General features: G+C 63.4%; 13 protein-coding genes. 11 read left to right on the top strand and 2 right to left on the bottom strand.

Annotation, left to right across the window (positions count from 1 at the left end; translation table 11 throughout):
• From DQ230_RS03695 to DQ230_RS03745, 10 genes are all read left to right on the top strand, one after another.
• A partial coding sequence (locus tag DQ230_RS03695; RefSeq protein WP_162497350.1) for a hypothetical protein occupies positions 1-626 on the top strand: 626 nt, incomplete at its 5' end.
• Between the two features lie 201 nt (positions 627-827).
• Positions 828-1,481 (top strand): AAA family ATPase, encoded by a 654-nt coding sequence (locus DQ230_RS03700; protein ID WP_162497351.1) that lies wholly within the window; start codon positions 828-830, stop codon positions 1,479-1,481.
• 11 nt (positions 1,482-1,492) lie between these two features.
• Positions 1,493-1,771 carry a hypothetical protein gene (locus DQ230_RS03705; RefSeq protein ID WP_162497352.1) on the top strand — a complete coding sequence of 93 codons (279 nt, stop codon included), beginning with the start codon at positions 1,493-1,495 and terminating at the stop codon, positions 1,769-1,771.
• Positions 1,768-2,127, top strand: a complete 360-nt coding sequence (locus tag DQ230_RS03710) for a hypothetical protein (RefSeq protein ID WP_113911168.1) — start codon at positions 1,768-1,770, stop codon at positions 2,125-2,127. The genes DQ230_RS03705 and DQ230_RS03710 overlap by 4 nt, the downstream gene beginning before the upstream one ends.
• Positions 2,124-2,534: a regulatory protein GemA gene (locus tag DQ230_RS03715; RefSeq protein ID WP_113911169.1), complete on the top strand. Its 411-nt coding sequence runs from the start codon at positions 2,124-2,126 to the stop codon at positions 2,532-2,534. The genes DQ230_RS03710 and DQ230_RS03715 overlap by 4 nt, the downstream gene beginning before the upstream one ends.
• A 375-nt stretch (positions 2,535-2,909) precedes the next feature.
• Complete coding sequence (locus DQ230_RS03720; RefSeq protein ID WP_113911338.1) at positions 2,910-3,794, top strand: Mu-like prophage major head subunit gpT family protein; 885 nt, start codon at positions 2,910-2,912, stop codon at positions 3,792-3,794.
• Between the two features lie 3 nt (positions 3,795-3,797).
• Positions 3,798-4,739, top strand: coding sequence for a phage protease (locus DQ230_RS03725; protein ID WP_113911170.1), 942 nt, complete (start codon positions 3,798-3,800; stop codon positions 4,737-4,739).
• A gap of 722 nt (positions 4,740-5,461) precedes the next feature.
• Positions 5,462-5,872, top strand: coding sequence for a hypothetical protein (locus tag DQ230_RS03735; RefSeq protein ID WP_113911172.1), 411 nt, complete (start codon positions 5,462-5,464; stop codon positions 5,870-5,872).
• 263 nt (positions 5,873-6,135) lie between these two features.
• Entirely contained in the window at positions 6,136-6,372 is a 237-nt protein-coding gene (locus DQ230_RS03740; RefSeq protein ID WP_203227989.1) for a P-loop NTPase family protein, read from the top strand.
• A gap of 11 nt (positions 6,373-6,383) precedes the next feature.
• Entirely contained in the window at positions 6,384-6,782 is a 399-nt protein-coding gene (locus DQ230_RS03745; protein WP_113911174.1) for a hypothetical protein, read from the top strand.
• A gap of 41 nt (positions 6,783-6,823) precedes the next feature.
• Here the strand turns inward: DQ230_RS03745 and DQ230_RS03750 are convergent, their stop codons facing one another.
• The gene (locus tag DQ230_RS03750) at positions 6,824-7,492 is read right to left on the bottom strand and encodes a cupin domain-containing protein (protein WP_113911175.1); all 669 of its coding nucleotides are present in this window, start codon (positions 7,490-7,492) and stop codon (positions 6,824-6,826) included.
• 121 nt (positions 7,493-7,613) lie between these two features.
• Here DQ230_RS03750 and DQ230_RS03755 point away from each other — a divergent pair, with 121 nt between their 5' ends.
• Positions 7,614-8,936 (top strand): acetamidase/formamidase family protein, encoded by a 1,323-nt coding sequence (locus DQ230_RS03755; RefSeq protein WP_113911176.1) that lies wholly within the window; start codon positions 7,614-7,616, stop codon positions 8,934-8,936.
• A gap of 66 nt (positions 8,937-9,002) precedes the next feature.
• Here the strand turns inward: DQ230_RS03755 and DQ230_RS03760 are convergent, their stop codons facing one another.
• Positions 9,003-10,850 carry a heavy metal translocating P-type ATPase gene (locus DQ230_RS03760; protein ID WP_113911177.1) on the bottom strand — a complete coding sequence of 616 codons (1,848 nt, stop codon included), beginning with the start codon at positions 10,848-10,850 and terminating at the stop codon, positions 9,003-9,005.
• Positions 10,851-10,928: the final 78 nt, after the last annotated feature.

A 10,928-nucleotide genomic window follows, 5' to 3' on the forward strand; every position in this document is an offset into this window, starting at 1 on the left:
GGGGCCGCTCATACGATGATATTTTTGCGGCCGGCCTGTCGCACCGCGTTGTTGCGAAGCCTACTGCGCGCCAAGCCTATCTGGCCGGGCTGATCTACACGCCGGTTGCGGTAGATCGTGAAGGCCGCGTGAAGGTCGATAACTGGACCTATGGCGGGCCGATGACGCAAGACATGCTGTTGCCCTATCATGGGACCGGCAAGCGCATTCTGCTGGGCCGCAATCCTGATGATCTATCCCAGCCAGCACTGGCTTTTGATGAAGCTGGGGATCTGATCGCCGAGGGCATCGCCGTTGTCGAGCGGGGCGCATATGGCAGCAAAAGCGGCATCCGAGAGGCGGCGCGGCTGCGTAAAGAGGCCCGGACAAAGACCGCGCAGGCCGATGCAGCGAACGAATATCTGTCTGATACCGAACTGCGCGCCGCCTATTCCTATCTGGATATCGAGGATGCGGAAATCGCACCGGAACCGGCCCGCAAGGTTGTCGGCGCGCGGTTCGGCGCGCCGTTGCGTGACAAGATCGCGGCCCCGTCCGTCGAAAACGAGACCGTGCCAGAAGAATTTTACCGGAACTTTGACGCCGCGATGCGCGCACAGCGCGCAAAGGGCGACGGGGTGGCATGACGGCGTTGCACCGCCGCCATGCCGACTGAAGCGCGGGCAAGGCCCGCAACCTGAACGGAGGCCAGAATGGCAGACCATCTGAGACTTGCCAAGACCGATAGCGCACCGCGCACCATCGGCGATTGGGCAGATACCGAAACGTCGTGTGATATCATGCGGTCGCTGGAGCTGGTGCAAAGCTTGCCCAGCCCGGCAATGTCGATGATCGCAGGCGCGCCGGGTATCGGCAAAAGCGCGAGCGTAAAGCGCTTTTGCGACAATTTGGGGCAGCAGGCCCAGTATATTCAGGCGGCGCGGGGTGAAGGCACCGCATGGAATTTCGCCACGTCGATGATGCGCCTCTGGGGCGGTTGTTTCGGCGCACCGAAATTCAATTCGCTGGCAGAAGCCCGCTTTATTGTTGCCAGAAATTTCGGAGCGGGTTGCATTTTAGTGGTCGATGAAGCCCAGTATCTTGACCAGAAGAACCGCAAAACCGGGCAGGTTGGCGAAGCCTTTGAATGGCTGCGCGCGACCGCCGATGAAGGCGCGTTCAAGCTGGTGTTCTGCGGTGATCTGAACCTGCCCGGCGCAATTCGTAAAATGCCGCAGCTGCAAAGCCGCATTCGGCGGCCTGTCGTCGTGACCGAGGCCACCCGCGCCGATGTGGCAGCGATTGTGCGCGGCACTGCATTTGAAGCCCCTGCGTTTCTGGACGCGCTTCACGCTATCGCCCGAAAGGCAGGCGGGCTGCGCAATGTCGAGAATATCGCAACCATCGCACAGCTGTTCGCAGGTGACGGCGTTCCGACACTGGCACACGTCAAAGCCGCGATTATTGATATGAAACTTGCGCCGAAGGGAGCTTCTAAATGACTGATCGTGATGTGATCATTTACATGCCGATGCAGGCATCAGAAGTTGAGCCAACCCGCAAACTTATGGGCTTGATGGCGCAGTTTCCCACGGTGTTCTGGAATTATGCCAACAGCATTGCCGAGTTGATGCTGAGCGATGACGAAAGCGCAGGCGAGCAGCTGGCGCAGTTGGTCGCCGCCATGAAAGCGGATGCTGAAAAGGCCGAAGGAATAAGGCGCACCCTCGCACCGATCTTGGCCCGTGCGGAAATTTCCGATCCTGATGCGCGGAAAGGTGGCCTGCAATGACCGCACCGGAAGATTACCGCGTGAAAAACGCGCGCGAAGGCAAGGCTTTCTATCTGCCGGGCAAAACCGTTGAAGAAATCCGGGCAGAACTGCGCGGTGCGCCGATCACGCTGCACATGCATGAAGGCGATCTGAACAAGATGCGTGACGACGCCAAAGAGGCGGAGCTGACGCTTGCGCTGATCAATCAAGCGCTCATGTTTTTTTCGCGCGCCGCTGAATATTCGACCGATAACATAGGTGGGGCGCTGGAGCTTCTGGCGCGGGCCACAACCGATGAAGCCGCGCCTTGGTCAATGCGACTGGCCACCGCCCTGAATGACCTTGAACCCGTCTATCAGGAGGATACGCAATGACCCTTTCGCGCAAACAGCTGGCAATCCTGCATGTCGCCAAGTCCAAGCTGGGGCTGAGCGATAACCACTATCGTGGGGCGCTTGTCCATCTGACCGGCGCGACCAGCGCCAAGGAACTGGATCAAAGCGGCTTTGAAATCGTCATGGGGTATTTCGAGTGGATGGGCTTTGCGCCTATGAAGGCGCGCGGTCAGGATTACGGCACCCGCAAGGGCATGGCGAGCTTTGCCCAGTGCGAGCTGATCCGCGCGCTCTGGGCCGAATACACGCGCCATGTGGCGGGCGAGGATGAACTGAACAAGTGGCTGCTGCGCAGCTTCCAAGTGTCCAGCCTGCGCTTTCTGACGGCAACGCGCGCGGCCCATGCGATCACGGCGCTCAAGGCGATGAAGGCCCGCGCCGCATAGGCAGGCGCAGCATGGAAATTGAACAGGGGCGGCGCTTGATGTGCCGCCCCTTTTTCGCTCGGCGCAGAAAAGCGGCTGTAAGCGCCGTTCAGGGCCGTTTGGCATCACACGGCCGCAAAAATCGCTTCCGGGCTTCCTGACCCCTTTAAATGGTATTCAAATCGCGCGCTGTGCGCGCCCTGTCGGTAGCGATTGCGAATTGCGGTTGATCTGCGCCGAAAACTGGCGATGATGGCACGAACTCATCAAGGCGGAAAACTCAGGGACGTGGCGGCCCATCACGGTTTGGGCTGAACCGGAGGTTATGGATTTCTTAGGATGATGCGAAGCGCCGCGGCATCGCGGCGCGCAATCGCAGCCTTCAGGAAATCCGCCATGCTCATCAACGCCCAATCTCTTGACCTCGTTTATAGCGGCTTCAAAACCGTTTACACTGACGCCTATCTTGCCGCCCCGACGCATTCCGACAAGGTTGCGATGACAGTCCCCAGCAGCGGGCGCGATGAAACCTATGGCTGGATTGGTCAGTTTCCGCAGCTGCGCGAATGGATTGGCCCGCGCCACGTTCACGGGCTGAGCGCGCATAGCTTCAAGATCGTCAACCGCGACTTTGAAAGCACGGTTTCGGTCCATCGCAATGACATTATGGATGACCGGCTGGGCGTCTTCAAACCCAGCTTTGCGGAAATGGGCCACCTTGCGCGCAATCATCCCGAAGAACTGATTTTCGGCCTGCTGGCGGATGGCTTTGAAAGCCAGTGCTATGACGGGCAGAGCTTCTTTGATGCGGATCATCCGCAAAAGGACGGCAAAGTTTCGGTCAGCAATATGCAGACCGGCACCGGCGCGCCCTGGTATCTTCTGGACACGTCGCGTTCTGTGCGCCCGCTGATCTGGCAGGAACGCGAAGGCTATCAGTTTCAGGCGAAGACATCGGCGGGCGATGACAACGTATTCATGAACAATGAATTCCTCTATGGCGTGAATGCGCGTGTCAACGCGGGCTTTGGTCTTTGGCAGCTGGCATTCGCCAGCAAGGCGGAACTGACACCGGCAAACTATGCGGCGGCGCGCGCCGCAATGATGAATTTCCGCAGCGACGATGGCCGCATTCTGGGCATCAATCCGACGACGCTAGTTGTGCCGCCGACGCTGGAAAGCGCCGCTCTGCATGTGGTCAATACCGAAACTTCGGACGGCGGCGGCTCGAACCCGTGGAAGGGCACCGCCGAGCTGATCGTAACGCCGTTCGTGGTCTGATCCATGAGCGGCTTTGCAACAGCGATCTGCGACCGCGATCTGGGCGGAAAAGGCGCGCCCGAATGGGTCCACCTTTTGCCGTCCGGGCGCATCGTCGGGCGTGATGGGCGCAGCTTTGATCTGACTGATCCGCAAACCGTCATGGCACAATTCGAGGCGGGCCGAATTGATCTGCCGATCGACTATGAGCATCAGAACGACAGGTCCAAGGCGTCCGGGCCGGTTCCGGCGGCGGGCTGGATCAAGGAACTGCAAGCGCGCAAAGACGGCTTATGGGGCCGCGTGGAATGGACCGCGCGCGCAGCCGATCTGATCGCCAATCGCGAGTATCGCTATCTCAGCCCGTCGATCCTCTACAACCGGCTGGATCAACGTATCGTCAAATTGAAGGGCGCGGGCCTTGTTCATGCCCCGAACCTGCACCTTACCGCCCTCGCATCTCAGGAAGACACCATGCCCCAAGACGAAATGACCTTTGCCCAAAGCATCGCCAAAATGCTGGGCTTGCCGCCCGAAACGCCCGAAGATGAAATTCTGCGCGCACTGGTGGAACACATGGAAGCAACGTCCAGGGACGATGCCCAGATGGCACAAGCGCGCCCGGACCCGCGCCGATATGTGCCGATTGAGGCGCTGCACAGCCTGATGACGGATCGCAACGCACAGGCCGCGACCATGCGCGAGGCCCGCGCGCAATCACACGTCGATGACGCCTTTCGGCGTGACTATCTGACCGGACCGATGAAGGATTGGGCGCCCGAGCTTTGCCGGATGGATGAGGCCAGCTTTGATGCATTCATTAATACCGCCACGCCATACGCGAAGGGCGGCAGCATCCTGCCCAGCGGCCCGCCACGCGGCGCGGATGCGCAGGCCAAAGGATCGCCGCTTGCCGAAGCGGTTTGTGCGCAGCTGGGCATATCCATCGACCGGCTGGCGAATTAGGAATTGGCCGGGCTGGCATGGCCCCGGCTGATTGGCCTGCGTTTCAGAGTGCGCAGGCCCGCGCGCGTCCCGGCTTGTGCCGTTCTCCCCGCATGGTCGGGGCGCGTATCGACCCAACCCGAAAGTATGCGGTAATGAAACAGGAAAAAAGCCCCCGTCCTGAACGTCCGAAACGGTCCAAGCTATGAACTTGGCGGCGCGATGGGCTGGTTTATTGGCGGCGGGGCCTCCCCTTCTGGTCAAGCCAGCAACCCCGCATAGCGCACCGATCCAAAGACCGGGCAACGGCCGGGAGAATATCACCGTGTCGCGCCAATGGCGTTCATTCTGACCAAAAAACCATCAGAGGTAAAGCCCGTGACCGCTCTTGTTCCTATCCCGCCCAAACCACCCGCCCAGATCGCTCCCTATGTCGCAATCCTTGGCCCTGACTTGACCCTGACATTCCTTCTGCGATTTGGCGGCGGGCAGCTCAACATTGGCGAGAACCCGCGTGAAGATTCCAAGCTGGCGCAGTTGGTCGGGCTGGAACGCGCCAAGGCGCTGGCACAGATCCCCGCGCGGCAACGCCAAGTGCCACTGGCAAAGCCGTGGACCGCTCAATATCTGCGCTTCAAGGGCGTGAGCGTGTCAGAAATCGCTCGCACAGTCCGGGCGTCTGAAACAGCCGTGCGCCGCTGGCTGGCACGGGCCGACGAACGCATGGCACAAGGGAAGCCGGTATGGAGGGCAATTCAACGGGTGTTAAAGAGGGTGCTCGCGACCTGTCTAAATCCGTCCACCAGCTGGACGCCGAGCTTGAGCTGATGCGCGGGGCGCTGGATGATATGTCGGCTGCGCTGGCCCGCGCTGTCGCCACTCAGATGGATGTGCGCGCCAGCATCGCCCAAGGCCTTGCCGCCGCCGCACCGTCCTGTTCTGCGCCCATCACCGAACACCGCAGGCAGCATCGTTCGGGACGCGCCCCCAAGATCGAAAATGATCCCGAACTGCGCGCCTTCATCCTTGCCCGCATCGACCGCCTGACCTTCCCGCAAATCGCTGATGACGTGGCCGAACACTTCGAGGAAAGCCGCCGCGTCAGAAAGACCGCAATCTGGGATTGGTATCGCAAGACCTATCGTCGCAAATAGCGCTACCGAATGTCAACGGACGGTCCCGGTACTCCCGCGAACTGCTGGCCACTTCCGGTGACAGAACCACTGAAACGGGGTGACAGAACAACTGAACACTAACACGGGCAAAGCGACGCTGGACGGCTTGGTGATTTCTGACAACCGCGCGCCTGCGCGGCGATCTGCGCAAGCTGCGGCTGCACAAGATCGGCCTCATCTTTCAGTTTCGAACTCTTTTGCCGTTTCTGGACGCCATGGCCAATGTCGCCCGTATGATGAGAATGGCGGACAACTCCGCCCCCGTCGCGCGTGCGCCGGTCAACAGCCCGCGCATCATTCGGGCGGACGAGCCGACAGCGGCGCCCGGCAGCAAACGGGCTGGTATCGTCATGGATCTTCTGCGCAAACTGGCGACGGAACAGGGCGCCCGCATCATTGCGGTGGCCCATGACGACAGGATATACGACCGGTTCGATACGCTGTGTCACCTGCGGCGCGGACGGCTGGAAACTAGCTGAGGACATTTGACATGACGACCCCAACCAAGGCCCAGCGCGTGCTGCAAATCACCGGCGTTGTCGCCATCGTTTTCGGGCTTTTGACAGTGTTCGCCGGGGGGCGGGCGCTGTTTGCCAGTGATGCGGCCATCGGCGATGTGGTGCCGTTTGTGCTGCGCTTCAATTTCATGGCCGGGTTTGTCTATATCCTTGCCGGGGTGGGCCTGTTGCGGCGCGAGCGTTCGGCGGTGTGGATATCGCTGGCCATTCTGGCGGTGACGTTTCTGGTCGCGGTGGCGCTGTGCATTCACATCCAGCAGGGCGGCGCATACGAGCCGCGCACCGGGGCGGTGATGATCCTGCGCATCGTGGTCTGGGCGGTCATCACGCGGATTGCGTGGGTGCATATCCGGCGCGGGCAGGCGCGCTAGGCGTCGCCCGGCAACCGGGGTTGCCGGGGCTGCGGTCCAGATCAGGTATCAGGCGCCGCCACGTGGCGCAGATGCCCCGTTTTCATCCACAGCGCCGCCCCATTTGCGCCTGCCACGGCTGACAGTTCCTGACCCTCCGGCAGGCGCAGCCATGACCCTGTGCGAAGATCCCCGCCCTGCCGGGTCAGCGCCCCCTCCAGCACCAGCAGCTCGATCCCGCCGGGCGCGTCCACATCCAGCGCGGCGCCGGGGTCAAGGCGCGTGTAGCTGACGACCTCTTGCGCATCCTTGTGCAATTCGGCGCGCTGCACACCCGGCGCCACTGTCGCCAGCCCGGCGCGCATATCCTTGCGAAACTGGTGGCGATCCTCGGGGGCAAACTGCCACAGCTTGACAAAGATGGTGCAGCCCGCATCCGAGCGGGGCGTGTGCCGGCTGGTTGGCGGATTGCGCACATAGGTGCCTGCCGGGTAATCGCCATGCTCGTCCTGAAAGACCCCCTCCAGCACCACGAACTCCTCTCCTCCGCCATGGGTGTGGGGGACAAAACTGTGACCGGCGTCAAAGCGGACGATGCTGGTGGCGCGCGCCACTTCGTCGCCGATCCGGTCCAGCATCCGCCGCGACACCCCCGCCGACGGGGAGGCGTGCCACGGCAAACGATCCGAATGCACCAGCGCGGCCTGCGAGAAGTCCGAGTTCAGTTCCATATCTTTTGCCCGCCGTTTTAGGTAACATCCACCGGCGGCCGGCGCGTCATTACGCGCCTTGCCTGCCGAGAATTGCAAGTTAAGCTGACATCAGCAAATAGCAACACCAGCGGAGGACACCATGCCAGACGGAGCCAAAACAGACCACGCAGCCCGGCGCAGCCTTGTCGTTGATGCGTTCACCAACAGCGTGCTGGACCCCGGCGCGCCCATGCTTGGCCCGCTTGAGGATGGCGGCACGATCATCGCCAATACCGCGCCGGGCTGCTGGGGCCCGATGATCACCCCCCGCCTGCGCGGCGGGCATGAGGTGACGCAACCGGTGTATGTCGAGGGGGCCGAGGTGGGGGATGCGGTGGCCATTCGCATCCGCGATATCACCGTGACCTCCATCGCCACCGCGTCCGGCCATGACAATTCGCCCGAGGGGTTCTGTTTGGGCGATCCCTACGTCGCCGCGCGCTGCCCGGTGTGCGATACCATCGCGCCCGAGACGCATATCGAGGGTGTCGGCGGGCAATCGGTGAAATGTGACAAATGCGGCAATGCGGTCACCCCGTTCGAGATCGTGCATGGCTATACCGTCACCTTCGACGACACCCGCAGCGTCGGTTTGACCCTGCCCAAGGCGGCGGCAGAGACGATTGCGATGCAGGCCGATCACTATTCGGCGCTGCCCGATGCCAGCCGCCAGCATTCGATCCTGAACTATGCGCCGTCGGACATGCCCGGCACGCTGGTCCGGATGCGCCCCTTCCTTGGGCAGCTGGGCACATGCCCGTCGATGCCGATGCCCGACAGCCACAATGCCGGCGATTTCGGCGCCTTCCTTGTGGGCGCGCCGCATGAATATGCCATTACCGCCGAACAGCTGGCCGAGCATAAGACAGACGGCCACATGGATATCGACGCGGTGCGCGCCGGCGCGATCATCGTCTGCCCGGTCAAGGTCAAGGGCGCGGGCGTCTATATGGGCGACATGCACGCAGGGCAGGGCGATGGCGAAATTGCCGGTCACACGATGGACGTTTCCGGCGCTGTGACCTTGCAGGTCGAAGTGGTCAAGGACTACCCGCTGGACGGCCCCGTTCTGTTCCCGCTGGAGGAGGATCTGCCGCCCATGGCCAAACCCTTCACCGCCGAGGAGATGGCCAAGGGCCGGCGCCTTGCGGAACGTTGGGGCGTGGGCGACATCGCGCCGCTGGCGCCGATCTCGGTCATCGGTACAGCCGCCAATCTGAATGATGCCATCGACAACGGGCTGGCGCGGGCCGCCAGGCTGCTGGATGTCACCGTGGCCGAAATCCGCAACCGCGCCACCGTGAACGGCGCGATTGAAATCGGCCGCGCGCCGGGGGTGATACATGTCACGTTCCTGGCCCCGCTGGACAAGCTGGATGCCGTTGGCCTTGGCGACTACGCGCGCGAACACTACGGGCTGTAGTCGGGGGGGTGCGGCGGTCGGCATTGGCCGACTGCTGCGCCCTTACATGGCGGTGCCGGCAGCCCGTCAGGCGACCGTTTTGGGCGCAATCCTGAGCGCCCGCAGTGCGTTCAGGATCACCGCCACGTCGATCACCTCCTGCAAAAGCGCGCCCTGCACCGGGCTGAGATAGCCCAGTGCGGCGGCAATCATGCCCAGAATCGACAGACCGATGCCCACAATCACGCTTTCCAGCGCGATCCGCCGCGCGCCGCGCGCCACCTCCAGCCCCGGCAGCAGGCGGTCCAGCCGGTCGACCAGCAGCACCACATCCGCCGCCTCGGCGGAGGCCGCCGTGCCGCGTGCGCCCATGGCCACGCCCACATCCGCCGCCGCCAGCGCGGGCGCGTCATTCACGCCGTCGCCCACCATCATCACCGGGCCGCGCGCCCGTTCGGCCAGCACCAGCTGCACCTTTTGATCCGGTGACAGCTGCGCCTGAACCGCGTCCAGATCCAGACCGCCGGTCACATCATCGGCCACTGCCTGCCGGTCGCCCGTGGCCAGCAGAATGCGCCCGATCCCGATGCGGCGCAGCCCGGCCAGAAACCCGCCGGTGCCGCTGCGCAGCATATCGGCCATCACCAGATACCCGGCAAGCCGTCCATCCACGGCGACCGCAACGGTGACTTCGGCCTCTGACGTGGCGGGGTGGTTCGGATGCGCGGCGCTGGTCTGCTTCAGCACGAAATCCGCGCCACCCACCGCCACGCGGCGACCATCGACCATGCCGGTCACGCCCGCGCCCGGCAGCTCGACCGGGCTGTCGGGGACGGGCAGGGTGATGCCCCGCTCCTGCGCGGCGGCCACGATGGCCTGCGCGATGGGATGTTTCGAGGCCTGATCCAGCGCGGCGCCAAAATAGAGGATGTCATCCTCGCCCAGTTCTGACTGGGCCTTGATCGCCACGATGCGGGGGCGCCCATCGGTCAACGTGCCGGTCTTGTCCAGGATCACGGACCGGATGCGCGCCATCGCCTCCAGCGGGCCAGCGCCCTTGATCAGCACGCCGAAATGCGCCGCACGCGACATGCCGGCAACCAGCGCGACCGGCACCGCCAGGATCAGCGGGCAGGGCGTGGCCACGACCAGCACGGCCACCGCGCGGATCGGATCGCCGCTGAACCACCACGCGGCGGTGGCGATTGCGACGGTGACGACCAGAAACACCAGCGAATAGCGGTCGGCCAAACGCACCATCGGCGCCTTGGATTTCTGCGCCGCCTCAACCAGCCGGACAATGCCGGCATAGGTGCTGTCGGAGGCGCGGTGGGTGGCGCGCAGGTCGAACGCATCGCCGCTGTTGGTCGATCCGCTCATCACCGCGCCGCCGGGGGGCAGGCGGGCCGGCATCGCCTCGCCCGTCAGGGCGGACTGGTTCAGCAGCGCGCCCGCCCCCTCGACCGTGCCATCGACGGGGGCGATATCGCCCTGCCGGATCAGCAGCAGATCGCCGGGCGTGATGGCGTCCAGATCCACCTCGACCAGCGCGCCGTTTTCATGGCGGGTGGCGGTGCGCGGCACACGCGACAAAAGATCGCTCATCTCGCGGTGGGCGCGCCGCTCGGCCGCGCTTTCCAAAAAGGTGCCACCGGAATACATCAGCGCGACCACCGCCGCCGCCAGCGTTTCGCCGAACACCAGCGCGGCGGTCATCGACAGCGCCGCCACGATATCCAGCCCGACATCGCCGCGCGCCAGGCTGCGCACAATCTCCACCACCAGCGCGGTCAGAACCGGAACCACGCCGGCGATCCAGACCATATCGGCCAGATCGTCGCGCCCCGACGCCCACAGCGCCAGCCCGGCGGCCAGCCCGATCAGCGCAATCGACACAAGTGCGATATTCAGTCGGTCCTGAAAGTAAGATGGCATGTCGCCCGGCCCCCTTGCTGGCTTGACCAGGCAGCCAGGCGCTGCGTGATCTGGCTGTGCATCCGTCCCCAGGCAAAA

This window comes from Roseovarius dicentrarchi (assembly GCF_003316635.1).
Lineage (GTDB): Bacteria > Pseudomonadota > Alphaproteobacteria > Rhodobacterales > Rhodobacteraceae > Roseovarius > Roseovarius dicentrarchi.

Bases quoted from the DNA above. Each gene is read 5' to 3' on its own strand.
- DQ230_RS03715 (WP_113911169.1), top strand. From the start codon at position 2,124: ATGACCCTTTCGCGCAAACAGCTGGCAATCCTGCATGTCGCCAAGTCC.
- DQ230_RS03700 (WP_162497351.1), top strand. From the start codon at position 828: ATGATCGCAGGCGCGCCGGGTATCGGCAAAAGCGCGAGCGTAAAGCGC.
- DQ230_RS03745 (WP_113911174.1), top strand. From the start codon at position 6,384: ATGACGACCCCAACCAAGGCCCAGCGCGTGCTGCAAATCACCGGCGTT.
- DQ230_RS03710 (WP_113911168.1), top strand. From the start codon at position 1,768: ATGACCGCACCGGAAGATTACCGCGTGAAAAACGCGCGCGAAGGCAAG.
- DQ230_RS03735 (WP_113911172.1), top strand. From the start codon at position 5,462: ATGGAGGGCAATTCAACGGGTGTTAAAGAGGGTGCTCGCGACCTGTCT.
- DQ230_RS03740 (WP_203227989.1), top strand. From the start codon at position 6,136: ATGGCGGACAACTCCGCCCCCGTCGCGCGTGCGCCGGTCAACAGCCCG.
- DQ230_RS03720 (WP_113911338.1), top strand. From the start codon at position 2,910: ATGCTCATCAACGCCCAATCTCTTGACCTCGTTTATAGCGGCTTCAAA.
- DQ230_RS03760 (WP_113911177.1), bottom strand. From the start codon at position 10,850: ATGCCATCTTACTTTCAGGACCGACTGAATATCGCACTTGTGTCGATT.
- DQ230_RS03725 (WP_113911170.1), top strand. From the start codon at position 3,798: ATGAGCGGCTTTGCAACAGCGATCTGCGACCGCGATCTGGGCGGAAAA.
- DQ230_RS03755 (WP_113911176.1), top strand. From the start codon at position 7,614: ATGCCAGACGGAGCCAAAACAGACCACGCAGCCCGGCGCAGCCTTGTC.
- DQ230_RS03750 (WP_113911175.1), bottom strand. From the start codon at position 7,492: ATGGAACTGAACTCGGACTTCTCGCAGGCCGCGCTGGTGCATTCGGAT.